The sequence below is a fragment of the Desulfomicrobium aestuarii genome, assembly GCF_055385525.1.
Genome location: NZ_AP042427.1, coordinates 2,864,940 through 2,883,671, shown reverse-complemented (window position 1 = coordinate 2,883,671; position 18,732 = coordinate 2,864,940). Strand labels below are relative to the sequence as shown.

Sequence of the window (18,732 nt, the reverse complement as noted above, 5' to 3'; positions counted from 1 at the left end):
AGGCAATCGTGGCCAAGACAGGAAGCAAACCACCCAGGGACTGGAGCCGCGGCAAGATCATCTTTGCCGGGGTTCTTTTCGCTTCGGCCCTCATGGGGCTCTGGGCGCGCGCCTACCACGTGCAGGTGGTCAAGGGTCCCGAATACGCCAAGATGGCCAACCGGCAGTACTGGGCCTCGGAGACGGTGTCCGGCAAGCGCGGCGAGATTTTCGACCGAAACGGGCTGCTGCTGGCCAAGTCCATCGCCAGCCCGTCGGTCTACGTGCGGCCGAACGAGGTCGGCGACGTCTGGGCGGTGTCCCAGCGCCTGGGCAAGATTCTCGGCCTGAACCCCGGCGACGTGGCCGGGCAGCTCAAGACCAAGAAGCGCTTCGTGTGGGTGGCCAGGAAGATCAGCGACGCGCAGGCCTCGGCGGTCCGCGAGGAGGCCCTGCCCGGGGTGTATCTCGAGGCCGAGAATTCCCGCCAGTACCCGCAGGGGCACATGGCCGGGCAGCTGCTCGGTTTCGTGAACATGGACGGCAAGGGCATCGAGGGGTTGGAGAAGGCCTTCAACGACCATCTCGCCCCGTCCTCGACCAAGTACACGGTCCAGCGCGACGCCGCCGGCAACCGGCTGTCCTCGATCGACGGGGAGGACAGGGCTTCTTTCGACGGGCAGAATCTGCGTCTGACCATCGACAGCCAGGTGCAGTTGGCCACCGAGGACGCCCTGGCGCGCAGCGTGGCCAGGGCCAAGGGCAAGACCGGCATGGCCCTGGTGGTCGACGTGCCCACGGGCGATATCCTGGCCTGGGTGCACTATCCGCTTTTCAACCCCAACTCGGTGCAGAAGGTCAGCGGCGAATGGAAGAACCGCATCGCCGTGGACATCTTCGAGCCCGGGTCGACCATGAAGCCCGTCATGGTCGCGGCGGCGCTGCAGGAAAAGGTCTGCCAGCCCTCCACCAAGTACTACTGCGAGAACGGCAAGTGGAGCGTCAAGGGACGCCGCATCAAGGACACGCACAAGTACGAGAACCTGACCGTGAACGAGATCGTCCGCTACTCCAGCAACATCGGGTCGGCCAAGATCGGGCTGGCCATGGGGGCGGAGAAATACAGCCGGTACCTTCAGGCCCTCGGCTTCGGACGCCCGGTGGGCCTGCCCCTGGCCGGCGAGTCGGCCGGGCTGCTCAGGCCCGCACGCCAGTGGCGCGAGGTCGAACTTGCCAACATGGCCTTCGGGCAGGGGCTCGGCGTGACCATGCTGCAGATGGCCGAGGCCTACCTGTGCATCGCCAACGGCGGGGTACGCATCCCGCTGCGGCTCCTGCACGAGCCCGGCCGCCCCGTCGAGGGCGTGCGCGTCTTCGATCGGGAGGTGGCCGCACAGGTCATGGCCATGCTCGAGGAGGTGGTCCAGCTGGACGGCACCGGCACCCAGGCGCGCATCGAAGGCGTGCGCATGGCCGGCAAGACGGGCACGGCCCAGAAGGCCAGCCCAACTGGCGGTTACGGCGGGGAGTACGTGGCCTCCTTCGTTGCCGTGTTCCCGGCCGAGAAGCCCCGCTACCTGGTCTACATGCTCGTTGACGAGCCGCAGGCCGGGCACTACGGCGGCGTGCTGGTGGCCCCGGAAGTGCGCAATGTAGGCGTGCAGCTCCTGACCGCAACGGGCATGCTGACGGCCCCGGTGGAGCCTCCCGCGGTTCAGGTCGCCCAGGCGCAGGCCCGGCCGCAGCGTTTCGCAGGCCCGGTGGAGCGCCAGCAGAGCATGGTGGCCGACGCGGAATCCATGCCCGACCTGCAGGGCGCCACCGTGCGCGAAGCGCTGGAAATTCTGGTGGGGCACGGGATCGTGCCCAAGATCAGCGGGCAGGGCGTCATCGTCGGCAAACAGAAACCCCTCCCCGGCGAGAAATGGCCGGCGGACAAGCAGTGTCAGCTCTGGCTGGCCTACCAGCCAGGATAGGACGGCGGTATGAATCTCGAAAACGTGCTGGACATGCTCAGAAACGGAACCGGCCTGCGCACCCACTCGGGCAGGGTGCAGGCCGGCGATGTCTTTGTCGCGCTTTCCGGCACGAAGGTTGACGGGGCGCGCTTCATCGATGACGCCGTGGCCCGCGGCGCGCGCGTCGTGGTTCATGGATCGGCCGCCGAAGTGACTCCGCGCGAGGGTGTGGCCTATCTGCCCGTGGCCGACCCGGCCAGGACCCTCGGCTTGCTTGCGCGCGCGGCTTTCGGCACGGAAGAGCGCCTGCCGCGGGTCATCGGCGTGACCGGCACCAACGGCAAGACGACCACCGCCCACCTGGTGCATCACCTGCTGCGGGAAAACGGCATTTCCGCAGGCCTCATCGGCACGGTGCGCTGTTCCTGGCCGGGTACGGACATCCCGGCCGCCATGACCACCCCCGACTGCCTGAGCCTGCACGAACTGGTCGGCCGCATGACGCGCGACGGCGTCGAGTGCCTGGTCATGGAGGTGTCCTCCCATGCCCTGGACCAGCAGCGCCTGGCGGGCCTGCCCGTGGAAGTCGGCGTCTTCACCAACCTGACCCAGGACCATCTGGACTACCACGGCGACATGGAACGGTATTTCGAGGCCAAGGCCCGTCTGTTCCTGGGCGAGGAACGCTGCGCCACGGGGCTGGTCAACATGGACGACGAGTACGGAAGGCGGCTCAAGGCCGTGCGTCCCGACCTGCTCGGGTTCGGCATCGAGGCCGCCGACGCGCAGCTCCGGGCGGAAATCAGATCCTACGGCACGTGGGGCATGCAACTGGCCATGAGCCACGGCGGTGCCGCCTTCGAGCTGAAGACCCCCCTGGTCGGGCGGCACAACGCCTACAACCTGCTCTCGGCCATGGGCGCCGGGCTGCTGCTGGGCCTCGACGCCGGCGCACTGCAGTGCCTGGCCGGCGCCGTCGGGGCGCCGGGGCGGCTGGAGCGGGTGCCCAACGATCGCGGCCTCGACATCTTCGTCGATTACGCTCACACGCCCGACGCGCTGGAAAAGGTGTCCGTGGCCCTGAAGGCCATGGGCTTCGCCCGCCTCATCACGGTCTTCGGCTGCGGCGGGGACCGCGACGCCACCAAACGTCCCCTCATGGGCCGGGCCGTGGCGCGCCACGCCGACGTGGTGGTCATGACTTCGGACAACCCGCGGACCGAAGACCCCGAGTCCATCCTCGACCAGATCGAGCCGGGGCTGAACGGCGCCGGGCACGTCCTGCGCGAGGCCGACCGCCGCAAGGCCATCGGGCTGGCCATAGACGCCATGCGCCCCGGCGACGCGCTGCTCATCGCCGGCAAGGGGCACGAGGACTATCAGATCGTGGGCACGGAGAAACGTCACTTTTCGGATTTCGAAGCGGTTCTGGAGCACCTGGCATGAACATGACCCTGCAGGACATCGCCGCCGCCATGGGCGCGAGCATCGACCAGGATCACGAGCGAGTGATCCGGCGGGTCAGCATCGACAGCCGCGCCGTGCAGTCCGGCGACCTGTTCTTCTGCATCGTCGGCCAGAAGCTCGACGGGCACGAGTTCGCCCGCCAGGCCGTGGACAACGGGGCTGCCGCCGTGGTCGCCAGCACCCCCCTGGAGTTGCCCGTGCCGGTGCTCCTGGTGCGGGACACGACGTTGGCCCTTGGGCGCCTCGCCCGCAGCTGGCGCGAGCGCTCCTCTGCCCGGGTCGTGGGCGTCAGCGGTTCGGCCGGCAAGACCACGGTCAAGGAGATGCTGGCCCAGGTCCTGTCCCTGCACGGCTCGGCGTCCAAAAATTTCCGCAACCTGAACAACCAGATAGGCCTGCCCCTGTCCATCCTCGAAACGTCCGGGCAGGAAGATTTCTGGGTTTTCGAGCTGGGCATCAGCCGTCCCGGCGACATGGACGAACTCGGCTACATCCTGGCCCCGGATGCCGCTCTGCTGATCAACATCGGCGGATGCCATCTCGAAGGCCTGGGAAGCCTTGAAGGCGTGGCCGAACAGAAAAGCGTTCTGCTGGACCATGTCAGGGCCGGCGGGTTCGCCTGCGTCAGCGTCGACTATCCCCTGCTGGCAAGGGAATGCGCGAAACGAGCCCTGCGGCAGGTGACGTTCTCCGGCTGCGGCGCGGGGGCCGACTATTCCTGCACCGGGCAGGAGAGCGTCCCGGACGGCATCCTCTACGCCCTTCGGGCCAAGGGACGGGACATGCGCCTGCATGTCTCGGCCACGGTTCACGTGCCCGAAAACGTGGCCGCGGTCACGGCCATGGCCATGGAACTCGGCGTCCCGCCGCGCACCATTGAGGCCGGACTGGCGTCCTTCAGCCCGGTGGCGCAACGCTTCGTGCAGAATCACGTAGGTTCGTGGCTGTTCATCGACGACACCTACAACGCCAACCCCGTGTCCATGGCCCAATCCATCCGGGAGGCCGAGCGGATCGCCCAGGGGCGGCGGCTGGTCCTGGTCCTGGGCGAGATGCGCGAGCTCGGCGAGGACAGCGCCAGGGCGCATCGCGAACTGGGTTCCCTCGTAGCAGCCACCCCGGCCACGCACTGTTTTTTCCACGGCCGCCACGTGTCGGACGTGCAATCCGGACTGGGCGCCTATGGCGGCGTGTTTGCGTCCGTGAACTCGGGCGAGGAACTGCTGCAGGCCTTGGCGGGTCTGCGCGGCGAGGGCGGCGTGATGCTCTTCAAGGGTTCGCGCGGGTGCAGGATGGAGCAATATTATTCTTTCATGGAGAGGGCCTGGGCGTGATCTACCATCTGCTGTACCCCTTGAGCGACCAGATCAGCATGCTGAACGTGTTCCGCTACATCACGTTCCGCTCCATCTACGCCATGCTGACGGCGCTCATCCTGTCGATCATCATCGGCCCCCTGTGCATCCGCTGGCTGCGCCGCCTGAAGTTCGGGCAGTACATCAAGGAGGGCGGGCCGGACCATCAGGCCAAGAGCGGAACCCCGACCATGGGCGGGCTGCTCTTCGGGTTCTGCATGCTGCTGAGCGTGCTGCTGTGGAGCGACCTGACCAACAAGTACCTGTGGCTGACGATCATGGTCTTCGTGGGCTTCGGGGCCGTGGGCTTCGCCGACGACTACCTGAAGGTCGTGCGCAAGCACAACGACGGCCTCTCGGCGCGGGCCAAGCTGCTGGGACAGCTGGTGATCAGCATCGGCGCGGTGACCCTTTTGGTCTCGTTCCCGGAATACTCCGCCAAGCTGATGGTGCCGTTCTTCAAGAACGTGAACCCCGACCTGTCCTGGTTCTACGTGCCCTTCGGCGTCTTCGTCATGATCGGCGCCTCCAACGGCGTGAACCTGACCGACGGCCTGGACGGGCTGGCAATAGGGCCCGCCGTGGTCTCGGCCGGGTGTTTCGCCGTCTTCGTGTACGTGGCCGGGCATGTGAACATGGCCAACTACCTGCAGGTGGCCTACATCGCCGGCGTGGGCGAGGTGGCGGTCCTGTGCGGGGCCATGATCGGGGCGGGGCTCGGGTTTCTGTGGTTCAACGCATTTCCGGCCCAGGTCTTCATGGGCGATGTGGGCAGCCTGAGCATCGGAGGCACCCTCGGGTTCATCGCCATCCTGTGCAAGCAGGAGCTCCTGCTGGTCGTCGTGGGCGGGCTTTTCGTGGTCGAGACCCTGTCGGTCATCCTGCAGGTCGGCTATTTCAAGGTCAGCGGCGGCAAACGCATTTTCCGCATGGCCCCTCTGCACCACCACTTCGAGAAGAAGGGCGTGCACGAGTCGAAAATCATCATCCGTTTCTGGATCCTGTCGCTCTTGCTTGCGGTCATGGCTCTGGGAACGCTCAAACTGAGGTAGGGCGGACATGCGCGAGTTCATTCACGGCGATCAGCTTCGCGGGCACACGGCGGTGGTGCTCGGCGCGGGTTCGTCCGGGATCGCGGCCGCGCGCCTGCTGGTCCGCCTCGGCGCCACGGTGCGGCTGCTTGAGCGCAGCGAGTCCGTGGCCGCCTCCGTGCCGACGGACCAGGGTTTCGAGGTCCGCGGCGGGGAGCACAGGCCGGAAGATTTCCAGGGCGCGACCCTCGTCGTGCTGAGCCCTGGCATCCCCCGGACCAAGGTCGCTTCCCTGCTGCCCGAGGGCGCGCAGGTGGTGTCCGAGCTGGAGCTGGCAAGCTGGTTCGTGTCCGAGCCCATCATCGCTGTGACCGGGACCAACGGCAAGACCACCACGACCACGCTCATCGGCCGCATCCTGGAGCGAAACGGGCGCAGCGTCTTTGTGGGCGGCAACATCGGCACCCCCTTGAGCGACTACGTCACCGGCGAGGAGCGGGCCGACCTCCTGGTGCTCGAAGTGTCGAGCTTCCAGCTCCAGAACTCCCCGTCCTTCCATCCCCATGTCGCCGTGCTGCTCAATTTTTCGGCCAACCACCTGGACTACCACGAGACCATGGCGGAATACCTCGACGCAAAGCTCAGCATGTTCGGGCACATGGACGCTCGCGACCTGGCCGTGGCGCCGCTGTCCATGAAGGAAGAGCTCGAGGGCCGCTCCTTCACCAGGGCGAACCGGATCTACTTCGTGGCCAGCCGGCGGTTCGAATGCCCCGGCCTGCCCGGCGAGCACAACCGCGAGAACATGGAGGCCGCGTACCTGGTCTGCCGGCATTTCGGCCTGAGCGAGGACGACGTGCGCCGCGGCATCGAGGGCTTCTCGTCCCTGCCGCACCGCCTGGAAGCCGTGGCCGAGCATCGCGACATCGCCTTTGTCGACGATTCCAAATCCACGACCACCGACTCCATGATCGCGGCCCTGAAGAGCCAGGACCGCCCCGTGCGCCTGCTGGCCGGCGGGGTGTTCAAGGGCGGGGACCTGGCCGCGGTGCTGCCGCATATCCGGGAACGCGTGCGCGGGATCTACCTGTTCGGGAAATCGAGGGAAATTTTCGAAGGAGCCTGGGCCGGATGCGGGTTGGAGATTCATTGGGACCCGACGCTTGAAGAGGCGGTTTTCCGTGCCGCTTCCGAGGCGAGGCCTGGCGAATGCGTGCTCCTTTCGCCGGCCACGGCCAGCTTCGACCTCTTCGCCAACTACAAGGAGCGGGGCAAGGTCTTCCAGCGCGCCGTGCGAGAATGGGTGGAGGGAACGGCATGAAGATCACCCAGCGCGAAGCCGCGAAGCAGTTCATGAACTACGACGTCATCCTCCTGGGCGCGGTCATCAGCCTGGCCTCCCTGGGACTCATCATGGTCCTGAGCGCCAGCGGGATCATGGCCGAGAAGGTCTACGGCGACAAGTACGCCCTGTTCTGGAAGCAGGTCCTGTTCATGGTCGCCGGGTTCACGGTGCTGATCTTCGCCGCGCGCGCCAACATGGGGTTCTTCTACCGCAACACGTACATCTGGCTGCTGATGGCCGCTGGCCTGCTGATCCTGACGATATTCTCTCCCTTTTCGACCACGGCGGGAGGCGCCAGCCGGTGGCTGCGGCTCGGGCCGTTCTCCGTCCAGCCCCTGGAGGCGGCAAAGATCGCGCTGGTCTTCTATCTGTCCTATTTCTTCGCCAACAAGCAGGAACTGGTCAGAACCTTCAGCGTGGGCTTCCTGCCGCCCATCCTCATGACCGGCGCTCTGTGCTTCCTGCTCCTCCTGCAGCCGGACTTCGGCGGCGCGGTCTTCCTGTCGGCCCTGCTGTTCCTGATGTGCCTGGTGGGGGGGACGCGGATCATCTTTCTTGCCTCGGCCGGCATGCTCGCCCTCGTCTCCGCGGCGCTGCTCGTGGTCAACTCCCCGTACCGGTTCCGGCGCGTCTTCTCCTTCCTCGACCCGTTCAAGGACGCGCAGAACTCCGGCTACCAGCTCGTGCAGTCCCTCTACGGCCTGGGTTCGGGCGGCTGGATGGGTCAGGGGCTGGGCGAAGGCAAGCAGAAGCTCTTCTTCCTGCCCGAGGCGCACAACGACTTCATCATGTCGGTCATCGGGGAGGAGCTGGGCTTCATCGGAATTTCCCTGGTCATCATCCTCATCGGCGTGGTCCTGTGGCGGACGGTCATGATCAGCATCCGTCAGGAATCCATGCATGACCGCATCACCGCCTTCGGCATGGGCTCCATAATCATCATCGGCGGGCTCCTGAACATGGGCGTGGTCATGGGCGCCATCCCGCCCAAGGGCGTGCCCATGCCGTTCATCAGCTACGGCGGCAGCCATCTGGTGGCGGGCTTCTTCTGCGCGGGCGTGCTCCTCAACCTATCGCGCAAGGTGAAGGCATGAAGAGGCTCATCCTGACCACAGGCGGCACCGGGGGCCACATCTTTCCGGCCCTGGCCGTGGCCGAGTCCGTGTGCGAGATGGTGCCGGGCTGCGAGCTGCTGTTCGTCGGCGGCACCAAGGGGCCCGAAGGGCAGTGGGTGAGCAGGGCCGGCATCGAGTTCGTGGCGCTGCCTGCCCAAGGTGTGGTGGGGCGCGGCCTGAAGAGCGTGGCCACGGCCTGGTGGCTCGGGCGCAGCCTGCTGAAGTCCTGGAAGCTCCTGCGCTCCTACCGGCCCGACGCCGTACTGGGGTTGGGTGGGTACGCCGGCTTCTCCTGCACCCTGGCGGCCTCCCTCATGGGCATCCCCACGGCCATCCACGAGCAGAACAGCGTCCCGGGCGTAACCAACCGGGTGCTGGCCAAGAGGGTGGACCGCGTGCTGGTCAGCTTCAAGGGGATGGATGCCCCGGCTTTCACGGCGCCCCCGGCCGTGCTGACGGGCAACCCCGTGCGGGCGGAGATCCGCCGCCTGCGCGACGAGCCGCGGGTGCTCGGCCGCAACATCCTGGTCGTCGGCGGCAGTCAGGGCGCCTCGGCCCTGAACCGCTTCATGCTGCGGGAACTCGACGGGCTGAAGAACCTCGGTCTGGGCATCTGGCACCAGACCGGCAAGGACGAATTTGAAGCCGTGAAGGCGGCCTATGCCGAGAAGTACCCGCAGGCGCGGGTGGAGCCCTTCATCTCCGACATGCATGAGGCCTACCGGTTCGCCGACCTCGTCATCTGCCGGGCCGGGGCCACGACCATCGCCGAGCTGACGGCTGCGGGCAAGCCGAGCATCCTGGTACCGTTCCCCTACGCCACCCACGACCACCAGCTGAACAACGCCAGGTCGCTTGAGAAGGCGGGGGCGGCCCTGGTCTTCCAGCAGCGGCAACTGGACGAACTGAATCTTTCCGCGGCGGTGGGCGATCTCTTCCAGATGCCCGAAACCCTGGCCAGGATGGCCCGGGCCGCGCGCGACATGGGCATCCCCGACGCAGGCGAGCGCGTCGTGCGTGAATTGATGACTCTCGCCGGCAAGAAGGGCTGAAACAGATGAGCATGAAATCAAAGATCAAGAGAATTCACATGGTGGGCATCGGCGGAGCGGGCATGTGCGGCATCGCCGAAGTGCTCCTGACCCTGGGCTACGAGGTCTCGGGCTCCGATCTGGTCAAGGGACAGGTGGCCCAGAGGCTCGAATCCCTTGGCGCGACGGTGCACGCCGGACACGCCCGCGAGAACGTGCGCGACGCGCAGGTCGTGGTCCGCTCCACGGCGGTGCGCGACGACAACCCCGAACTGGTCGAGGCCCGCGCCAAGGGCGTGCCGATAATCCCCCGGGCCGAGATGCTGGCCGAACTCATGCGCCTCAAGACCGGCGTGGCCGTGGCCGGCACCCACGGCAAGACCACGACCACGTCCCTTCTGGCCACCATCTTCATGGAAGCCGGCCTCGACCCCACGGTCATCATCGGCGGCCGTCTCAACGCCTACGGCACCAACGCCATGCTCGGCCAGGGCCGCTACCTCATCGCCGAGGCCGACGAATCCGACGGGTCCTTCCTGTGCCTGCTGCCGCGCTTGTCCGTCGTCACCAATATCGACGCGGACCATCTCGATTACTACAAGGATCTCGACGAGATACGCGATAGTTTCGTCGATTTCATGAACAGCGTCCCCTTCTACGGATTGAACGTGGTCTGCGGCGACGACCCGGGCGTGCAGTCTGTGCTGCCGCGAGTGCGCCGGCCGGTGCTGACCTACGGGTTCGAGGAGGGCAACGCCCTTCGGGCCGAGATCATCACCTGCGAGGCTGGGTCGCGCTTCAGGGTCTACAATCGCGGCGACCTCTGGGGCGAGGTCTCCCTGACCCACCCCGGGCGGCACAACGTGCTGAACGCCCTGGCCGCCATCGGCGTGGCCATGGAGGCGGGCGTGCCCAAAAAGGACATCATCCGAGGCCTTGGCGCCTTCGGTGGGGTCGGGCGGCGCTTCGAGCACAAGGGCGAGCGCGGGGGCGTGCTCGTGGTCGACGACTACGGACACCACCCCACGGAGATCGCCGCCACCCTGGAGACGGCGCGCCTGTGCTACCCGCACAAGCGCCTGGTGGTGGCTTTTCAGCCCCACCGCTTCACCCGGACCAAGGCACTGTTCGGCGAATTTTCCAAGGTGTTCGAAGGCGTGGACCAGCTGCTGCTGACGGAGATCTACCCGGCCAGCGAATCCCCCATACCCGGGGTCAGCGGCCAGAGCCTGGCGCAGGCCATCAGGCAGGTGACCTCGACGCCGGTGCAGTTTTTCGAGGACTTCGCGTCCATGCAGGCCGCGCTGGGCGGAATCCTGCGTGAAGGCGACCTTTTCCTGACTTTGGGCGCGGGCAGCATCTGGACCGTGGGGCAGAACTATCTTGAGGGAAAGGAATAAGGACATGAGCACGGCCGTGCTGGGCAAGAAAGTACGCAGAAACGTACACCGCAAGACTGAGCGCCGCAAACCCGTCGAGACGGGCGCGGTGGTCGGCGGCGTCTTTCTTGGCCTGGGACGTACCGTGTTCGCGCTGACTCAGTGGATGCTGGGCATTTCCGTTGTGCTGGCGGTCAGCTTCGCCATCCTGCTGTCTTACCGTTGGGTCACGGCCCACGAGTTCTTCGCCCTGACCAACCTGCACATCGAGGGCGGCCGGCGTCTGAGCACCGAGGAAATCGCTGTTCTGGGCGGGGTGCACGCGGGCCAGAACGTGCTCGGCATCAACATCGCCGAGGTGCAGCGCCGCATCGCCGCCAGCGAGTGGGTGGAGAGCGTGTCCGTGACACGGATCCTGCCCGACGGCCTGACCATCGAGATCAGGGAGCACGAACCCGCGTTCCTGGTCCGCCGCGACGAGCAGCTCTACTACGCCGACGCGAGCGGCCAGCCCATCGTGGCCGTGGGCGTGGAGAAGTTCATCTCCCTGCCACTCCTGGAGAAGGAGGAAGGCGTCCCGGTGGGAACGGGCGTGCGTCGGCTGCTGGAGGAGGTTTCGCGGAACGCGCTGCCCTTCGGCATGAGCCAGATTGCCCTGCTGCGTCAGGACAGCGCCGAGCAGTTCAGCATTTTTCTGGAAAGACCGAGGGTTCTCGTACAGTTGGATGGGACGGATCTGCGCGCCACCCTGGCGTGCCTGGGCAAACTGTGGGCCGATCTGGACGGTCGGGGTGAACTCGGCCGCGCGGCCCTGATGTTCGTCACGCCGGAGCGGGCCTGGGTAAGGCTCACCGCGGATCAAACACTCTAGGATTTCATGCCGGCCTGCGCCGGGAGACGAGGGAAAGTATGGGCAAGTCTGAATTGATCGTCGGTCTGGACATCGGAACGACCAAGATATGCACCGTCGTGGGCGAAGTGGGCACCGACGGGGTGGTGGACATCATCGGCATCGGCACCAGCCCGTCCACGGGCCTGCGCAAGGGCGTGGTGGTCAACATCGAGCAGACCGTGCAGTCCATCAAGAAGGCCCTCGAAGAGGCCGAGCTCATGGCCGGCTGCGAAATCCGGGCCGTGTACGCCGGGATCGCCGGCAGCCACATCAAGGGCTTCAACAGCCACGGCGTCATCGCCGTCAAGGGCGGCGAGGTCACGGCGCGCGACATCGAGCGAGTCATCGACGCGGCCAAGGCCGTGGCCATCCCCCTGGACCGCGAGGTCATCCACATCCTGCCCCAGGAGTACATCGTCGACGACCAGTCGGGCATCGCCGATCCCCTGGGCATGGCCGGCGTGCGCCTGGAGGTGAAGGTGCACATCGTGACCGGCGCGGTGACCAGCGCTCAGAACATCGTCAAGTCCTGCCACAAGTCGGGCCTCGACGTCGAAGACATCGTGCTGGAGGCCTTCGCCTCCTCCAAGGCCGTGCTGACGGACGAGGAGCGCGAGATCGGCGTGGCGTTGGTGGACATCGGCGGCGGCACCTCGGACATCGCCATCTTTCACGGCAATTCCATCAAGCACACGGGGGTCATCGCCCTGGGCGGGACCAACCTGACCAACGACATCGCCTTCGGTCTGCGCACGCCGACCCAGGCGGCGGAAAAGATCAAGATCAAGTACGGGTGCGCCCTGGCCGAACTGGTCAGGAAGGACGAGATCATCGAAGTGCCCAGCGTCGGCGGGCGCGAGCCGCGCAAGCTCACCAGGCAGGTCCTGGCCGAGATCTGCGAGCCGCGCATGGAAGAACTCCTGGCGCTGGTGGATCAGGAACTGATCCGTTCCGGGTACAAGAAGCTCATCGGCGCAGGCGTTGTCCTGACGGGCGGCGCGTCGCGCATCGAAGGGATACAGGAGCTGGCGGAGCAGGTCTTCAACCTGCCGACCAGAACGGGCTCGCCTGCCGGAGTCGGCGGGCTCAAGGACGTGGTGGACAGTCCCATGTACGCGACGGCGGTGGGACTTTTGCTCTACGGCGCGGAAAAGCACGGGCGGGACAACAAGATCCGCATCCGCGACAAGAACATCTTCCACTCCATTCTGGCGCGCATGAAGAAGTGGTTCGCCGACATCAGTTGAGTGGCATCGGGGACACGGGGAAATCGGAGACAGGGAACAACGTCAACGTTTTAGGGGGAAGTATGGATTTCCTGGAAATCGAACGCGAAGACAATGCATTGATCAAGGTCATCGGCGTGGGCGGAGGCGGCGGCAACGCTGTCAACAACATGATCAAGGCCGCCATGCAGGGCGTGACCTTCATCGCGGCCAACACGGACATGCAGGCCTTGAAGCACTCCAAGGCCGAGTTCAAGATCCAGCTCGGCGACAAGCTGACCAAGGGCCTGGGCGCCGGCGCCAACCCCGACATGGGGCGTGACGCGGCGCTGGAGAGCCAGTCCCAGATCCGCGACGTGCTCGGCGACTGCGACATGGTATTCGTCACCGCCGGCATGGGCGGCGGCACCGGCACGGGCGCGGCCCCGGTCATCGCGCAGGTGGCCAAGGACATGGGCGCCCTGACCGTGGCCGTCGTGACCAAACCGTTCTTTTTCGAAGGCAAGCGCCGGCAGCAGCAGGCCGAGCGTGGCATCAAGGAGCTGCGCGACATCGTCGACAGCATCATCACCATCCCCAACGACCGCCTGCTGACCCTGGCCTCCAAGAAGGCCTCCTTCGTCGACATGCTGGGCAAGGCCGACGAGGTCCTCTTCCACGCCGTGAAGGGCATCTCCGACCTGATCATGGTGCCGGGCCTCATCAACCTCGACTTCGCCGACGTCAAGGCCGTCATGGAAGAGATGGGCCTGGCCATGATGGGAACGGGCATCGCCTCGGGCGACGGACGCGCCCGCGAGGCCGCCCTGAAGGCCATCACCAGCCCGCTGCTTGAGGACGTGACCATCGACGGCGCCCGCGGCGTGCTCATGAACATCACCTGCGGTCCGGACCTGACCATCGAGGAAGTCAGCGAAGCGGCCAGCATCGTGCACGAAGCCGCCCACGAGGACGCCAAGATCTACTTCGGTACTGTCTTCGACATGGACTGCGTGGACGAGATGCGCATCACCGTCATCGCCACCGGCATCCAGGACGGCAACGTGCCGGTGGAGAAAGGCGGCAAGATTTCGGTCATCAACCCCGCGTCCGGCGGCGGGCGCCAGTCTGCCGAGAGCGAGGGCCTCATCATCCGCCCCCGCACCCGCAAGATCTCGGTCAACGACGCCGCCGACCTGAGCGTCCCGACCTACATCCGCGCGGCCAGGAGCCAGTCGGGGGTGGAGGAGCGCCGTCACGAGCCGCGCAAGATCGTCAACGGCGGCGATGACGCCGAGTTCCTGTTCGAAGAGGAGGAATTCGAGATTCCTTCGTTCATCCGCATGCAGGCCGACTAGGGTCCCCCCCGACCCGAGCCGCCTGCGCGCCAGGAGGAGATTGTGTCCGAGCTGTACTGCGGCCGTTCGTCCCCGCCTCTGCGAGATTGGGGAGGACGGCTGCCCGTGGCCCTGGTCTTTCCGGAGGCTGCCGAGCACGGCCTCTCCACCCTGGGGTGGCAGGTGGTTTACCGGCTGCTCGCTGCAAACGAGCGGCTGGCCGTCGAGCGTTTTTTCTGGGATTCCACTTCCCCGAGGCCCAGGTCCGTCGACTCCGGACGCGACCTGGGCCTCTTCCCCCTCGTTCTCTTCAGCCTCAATTTCGAAGGCGACTTTCCCAACGCGCTCAAGCTGCTGATGGATGCGGACATCCCCGTCCGCGCGGCGGACCGCCCGTCCTGGCCGGTGGTCCTGGCCGGCGGGCCCGTGGCCTTCCTGAACCCCTTTCCCATGCTGCCCGCCCTGGACGGGCTTTTTGTCGGCGAAGCCGAAGCCGGGCTCTCCGACGTCGTGGAGCGTGTCGCCAGGACCTGGGTCGATGGCGGCAGGAAGCAGGCGGCCCTGGAGTCCGTCGCGCCGCTGCCCGGCGTCATGGTCCCGGGGCTGAGCCAGGAGCCCGTGCGGCGGGCCATCGTCGGCACCTCAAATGTCTTGGGCAGCCCGGCCTACTCCTGCTTCGTGAGTTCCGAGGCCCAGTTCCGGGACATGCTGCTGCTGGAGGTCAACCGCGGGTGCCCGTACGGGTGCCGTTTCTGCGCGGCCGGCAGCATCTACAAGCCCCCCCGCCACGCCGAGATGGCCGCGCTGCAGGAGATTGTCGAGCGCTGCGAACCGCACAAGGTCGGCCTCGTGGGCACGGCGCTCACGGACTGGCCGGACCTGCTCCCCTTCCTGCGCTGGCTGGCGGAGCGCAAGGTCAAGTTTTCCCTGTCGTCCCTGCGGGCAGATGGACTGACGGACGAATTGCTCGGCTTCCTGCGGCACACCGGAACCCGCTCCGTGACCCTGGCCCTGGAGGGCGCGAGCCGCCGCCTGCGCCGGGCCATGAACAAGCATTTTTCCGAGGAAGCCTTCCTGGAGGCCGTGGCCCGGGTCAGCCGCCTGCAGTTCGGGACGCTGAAGCTCTACATGATCACGGGCTGGCCGGATGAGAGCGAGGAGGACTGGGCCGAGTTCGAGGAATTCATGGCCTGCGTCGATGCCGCCCGCCGTGAAGGGCAGGGCAACCGCAAGAAGGGGGTGGAACTCGTCTCCCTCTCGGTCAGCTGCCTGGTGCCCAAGCCGTGGACGGCCTTGCAGTGGGCCGACACGCCGGACGAGGACCGTCTCAAGGCCGCCATGAAGCGATTCAAAGGCATCGTGGGACGCTTCAAGGGCATGCGCTTTGCTGGTGAGAACCCGGCGCAGGCGAGGGTGCAGATGTTTCTGGCCAGGGGAGGGGAAGAAATCTTCCCCTGCCTGGAACGCGCGGCGGAAATCGGCCTGTCCGCGGCCATGCGGGAGCACGACGCCCTGGTGCACGACGTCCTGCGCAGCCACCCCGACCGCGACACGGTTTTTCCATGGGACCGGCTGGATATCGGGGTATCGAGGAAGTTTCTGTACTCGGAATGGATCAAGTACGGGCGCGGCATGGTCACGCCGCCATGCCCGCAGGACGGGTGTCAGGCCTGCGGGCTGTGCGGCATGGACGACTTCCTGTCACTGCCGCACGGGCGTTAGCGCCAGGCAGTGGTCCTTGTAGAAGACGCAGTTGCGGCCGTTGCGTTTGGCCTGGTAGAGGGCCTGGTCGGCCGAGAAGAGGCCCGAGTCGATGTGCAGGTCGCTTTGCGGGCTGAAGGTTGAAATCCCTATGCTCAGTGTGATCCTGTCCGAGAGGGGGGAACCGGGGTAGGGGATGTTGGCCAGGAAGATGGCGTCCTGAATCTTTTGGGCCACGCGCTCGGCCCCGGCCCTGTTCGTGCTCGGCAGCACCACCACGAACTCCTCCCCGCCGAACCTGGCCACGAAATCCTCGGGCCGCCTGAGTGCCGAGCTCACGCTCTGCGCCACCCGCTTCAACGCCTTGTCTCCCGCCTGATGACCGAACCGGTCGTTGAACCCCTTGAAGAAGTCGATGTCGATCATGAGCACCGAGATCTGATGGTTGCTGCGTTTGCAGCGGCTCTTCTCGGAGGCCAGCACCTCCTTGAACTTGCGCCTGTTGGGCACCTCGGTCAGAGGGTCCTGCATGACCAGGGTTTCGAGCATCTCCTTGCGGATCCGCGTGGTCTGCACATGGGCGAACACGCGCGAGGCCGTGAGCAGGGCCAGGACGAAGGTCAGCGCGTATCCCGCCTTGGCCCAGGCGGTCTGCCACCACGGCGCCCTGATGTCGATGCCCAGGGATGAGATATGCTCGCCGTCGTATCCGTCCTTGACGTGCAGGGCGTAACGGCCCGGTTTGAGGTGGGCGTAGCTGACGGTTGTTTGGGAACCGGCGTCGTTCCATGCGGAATCCACGCCCTCGAGGAAGTAGAAGAATCGGGGGGGGTGGAATGTGCTCGCTTCGGGCAGCGAGAAGGTGACGGTCAGATAGTTCTGGTGATGGTCCACATCGAGATGGTCGGGAATTCTGCCGAGCCGAGTCGCGGGCAGTGACGTGCCGAAAATGCGGACCTCGGAAATTTTCGGGGCGATTCGGCCGGACCTGACGATTCTCTCGGGGTCGATGAGCAGCAGGCCGTCGGTGTGCCCGTAGGCGAGGACGTGCCCGGCCACGAGGGCCGGGCCGGAGGAAATGCTGACGGACGGGTGGTCCGCGCCGAGCAGGACCTCATCGGCCCGTTCCGAGCCCGCCGAAATCCTGTATATCTTGTCCTGCGTGTGCAGCCAGACGCCGCCGTCGGGGTTCCGCCACAACGACAGCGCCTGGGGGATCCGCTGCTGGGCCCGTGTAAGAACGGGCGTCAGGTTTCCGGTTCGCATGTCGAAGCGAAAGACGTTTTTTGTCGTGGCGAGCCAGGCTGTTGCGGAATTTTCGACGAGGATGCTCTTGATGGTGGCTTTGTCCGTCCAGGCCGCCTGGGGCACATCAAGCCGGGTCCGCTTTCCCGATGCCGCGTCGATGACGGTGATGTTCTGGCCGTGACCGACCCAGACGGTGCCCTCAAAACGATGCAGGCAACTGATCGGGCCGCTTTCGGGCTTCACTCCCTCCGACCTTTTTACGGGAGTGCCTGGCTTCCACGAAAAAAGCTCGAATTTCGTCCCGACCCAAAAGCTTCCGTCCTCCATGCATGTCAGATGCTCGATGTCCAGATCGACGAAGACGGTCTCGGGGCTCGGCTCGATCTGGATCCTTTCCGTCGACCCATCGGGGGCGATCCGCAGCACGGCGTTGTGCAGACCGCACACGAGCGAACCGTCCGGAGCCCAGTCCATGGACTTGATCTTGGCCTTTTCCAGAAAAGGTTCGAGTTCGATTTTTGCGGAATGGTTCAGCCTGTTGGCCGTGACCGGACCGCGCGACCTGAATACGCCTCCGCTTTTGGGGCTGACATAAATCCGGGAGTCCGGGGCGACCGTGACGTGGAGGATGTCGTCGAGACTTGCGGAGGTTTGTCCTGCTTTGCTTTCATCGACGGTCAGCGCGGCTATTCGAGCGCCGGGATGCATCGTGTGGCGCAGGACGCCCTGGTTGATGGTTCCGATCCAGAGGTTGCCCGACGATGTCTCCAGGATGGACATGACGTGCTCGGGATCCTGGCGCGGCTGTCCCGAGAAAAAGAATGGATGCCGGTAAAAGCTGTCGTCCATGGCCGCGTATCGGAACAGCCCCTTGTTGCTGCATATCAGGATGTCCCCATCCGAATCGGTTAGAAGGTCCTGGATATGGTCCCCCTGGATTTCGGTCACCCTGTGAAGCTCCAAACGGTCCGATTCGGCCGGCAGCGTCCACAGGCCGCGTTTCGAGACGCTGACCCAGAGGTTGCCGCGGGAGTCGAAGGCGATCTTTTTTGCGGAGTACCCTTCGTGCGTGGACAGGGGAATGAACGTGGCCGGTCCCTGGTTCCCGTTGAGTCGGTAGAGTCCCTGGTCTGTGGCCAGCCACAGGTTGCGGTGAGCGTCTTCGCGAATGTGCAGGATTGCGGCTCTGCCGTTCGGGCCGAGGGAGAGGTTCCCGGTCCGCTCGAACCTGTCGAAGGATGGTTCGTAGCGGTGCAAGGTCGACGCAGCCTCTTTCGTCTGCTCGAGGTCTTCATATTTCCGGATTGCGGTCCCGACCCACAGCGTCCCTCTCGAATCCTCGAACATGGTATGGGCGGTGTCCGAGGCGAGGCCATCGGTCGAATTCGTATCGCGATACCAGCGGGCCGTCCGGGTTTTCAGCGAATATGAGAGGACGCCGGAGTTGGTGCCCAGCCAGAGGGTGTCGTCGGAGTCGATATGCATGTCCCTGATCCGGGTGCCCCCGAGAACATCCTCCAAAACCGGGCGCACGAGGTTGCCGTCATACACGTACAGACCGGGGAGGGACGCCAGCCAGATATACCCGTCGGAATCCTGCGCGGCGTCGATGACGGTGTTGTGGCTGGCGCGTTTCGAGGACACATCGATCTGATCCACGCCTAGGGGGATATCCTCAAATGCGCTTGC

At 65.7% G+C, this 18,732-nt stretch carries 13 protein-coding genes; 12 read left to right on the top strand and 1 reads right to left on the bottom strand.

Translation table 11 applies throughout. The features are described from left to right. Nucleotides 1-8: 8 nt before the first annotated feature. The 12 genes from ACZ5AC_RS13225 to ACZ5AC_RS13170 all read left to right on the top strand — a co-directional run bounded on the left by ACZ5AC_RS13225 (nt 9) and on the right by ACZ5AC_RS13170 (nt 15,816). Nucleotides 9-1,955 carry a penicillin-binding transpeptidase domain-containing protein gene (locus ACZ5AC_RS13225; RefSeq protein WP_464248070.1) on the top strand — a complete coding sequence of 649 codons (1,947 nt, stop codon included), beginning with the start codon at nt 9-11 and terminating at the stop codon, nt 1,953-1,955. A gap of 9 nt (nt 1,956-1,964) precedes the next feature. Continuing rightward, nucleotides 1,965-3,383, top strand: a complete 1,419-nt coding sequence (locus ACZ5AC_RS13220; RefSeq protein WP_464248069.1) for a UDP-N-acetylmuramoyl-L-alanyl-D-glutamate--2,6-diaminopimelate ligase — start codon at nt 1,965-1,967, stop codon at nt 3,381-3,383. Beyond that, on the top strand, nt 3,380-4,738 hold the full coding sequence (locus tag ACZ5AC_RS13215) for a UDP-N-acetylmuramoyl-tripeptide--D-alanyl-D-alanine ligase (RefSeq protein WP_464248068.1): 1,359 nt from the start codon (nt 3,380-3,382) through the stop codon (nt 4,736-4,738). The genes ACZ5AC_RS13220 and ACZ5AC_RS13215 overlap by 4 nt, the downstream gene beginning before the upstream one ends. Next, entirely contained in the window at nt 4,735-5,811 is a 1,077-nt protein-coding gene (gene mraY, locus ACZ5AC_RS13210; protein WP_464248067.1) for a phospho-N-acetylmuramoyl-pentapeptide-transferase, read from the top strand. The genes ACZ5AC_RS13215 and mraY overlap by 4 nt, the downstream gene beginning before the upstream one ends. A 7-nt stretch (nt 5,812-5,818) precedes the next feature. Then, complete coding sequence (murD, locus tag ACZ5AC_RS13205) at nt 5,819-7,111, top strand: UDP-N-acetylmuramoyl-L-alanine--D-glutamate ligase (protein ID WP_464248066.1); 1,293 nt, start codon at nt 5,819-5,821, stop codon at nt 7,109-7,111. Then, nucleotides 7,108-8,229 (top strand): putative lipid II flippase FtsW, encoded by a 1,122-nt coding sequence (gene ftsW / locus ACZ5AC_RS13200; RefSeq protein WP_464248065.1) that lies wholly within the window; start codon nt 7,108-7,110, stop codon nt 8,227-8,229. The genes murD and ftsW overlap by 4 nt, the downstream gene beginning before the upstream one ends. Continuing rightward, complete coding sequence (gene murG, locus ACZ5AC_RS13195) at nt 8,226-9,302, top strand: undecaprenyldiphospho-muramoylpentapeptide beta-N-acetylglucosaminyltransferase (protein WP_464248064.1); 1,077 nt, start codon at nt 8,226-8,228, stop codon at nt 9,300-9,302. Before ftsW ends, murG begins: the two co-directional genes overlap by 4 nt. A gap of 11 nt (nt 9,303-9,313) precedes the next feature. After that, nucleotides 9,314-10,681 carry a UDP-N-acetylmuramate--L-alanine ligase gene (gene murC, locus ACZ5AC_RS13190; protein WP_464248063.1) on the top strand — a complete coding sequence of 456 codons (1,368 nt, stop codon included), beginning with the start codon at nt 9,314-9,316 and terminating at the stop codon, nt 10,679-10,681. A 4-nt stretch (nt 10,682-10,685) separates the two neighbouring features. Next, complete coding sequence (locus tag ACZ5AC_RS13185; RefSeq protein WP_464248062.1) at nt 10,686-11,531, top strand: cell division protein FtsQ/DivIB; 846 nt, start codon at nt 10,686-10,688, stop codon at nt 11,529-11,531. Nucleotides 11,532-11,569: 38 nt separating this feature from the next. Beyond that, the gene (gene ftsA, locus ACZ5AC_RS13180) at nt 11,570-12,799 is read left to right on the top strand and encodes a cell division protein FtsA (protein WP_028576503.1); all 1,230 of its coding nucleotides are present in this window, start codon (nt 11,570-11,572) and stop codon (nt 12,797-12,799) included. A 62-nt stretch (nt 12,800-12,861) separates the two neighbouring features. Continuing rightward, nucleotides 12,862-14,115, top strand: coding sequence for a cell division protein FtsZ (gene ftsZ, locus ACZ5AC_RS13175; RefSeq protein ID WP_464248061.1), 1,254 nt, complete (start codon nt 12,862-12,864; stop codon nt 14,113-14,115). A 42-nt stretch (nt 14,116-14,157) separates the two neighbouring features. Further along, the gene (locus ACZ5AC_RS13170) at nt 14,158-15,816 is read left to right on the top strand and encodes a radical SAM protein (protein WP_464248060.1); all 1,659 of its coding nucleotides are present in this window, start codon (nt 14,158-14,160) and stop codon (nt 15,814-15,816) included. On the opposite strand, the gene ACZ5AC_RS13165 is transcribed toward ACZ5AC_RS13170, so the two are convergent. Next, nucleotides 15,796-18,702 carry a diguanylate cyclase gene (locus ACZ5AC_RS13165; RefSeq protein WP_464248059.1) on the bottom strand — a complete coding sequence of 969 codons (2,907 nt, stop codon included), beginning with the start codon at nt 18,700-18,702 and terminating at the stop codon, nt 15,796-15,798. The two genes, ACZ5AC_RS13170 and ACZ5AC_RS13165, sit on opposite strands and share 21 nt — an antisense overlap. Nucleotides 18,703-18,732: the final 30 nt, after the last annotated feature.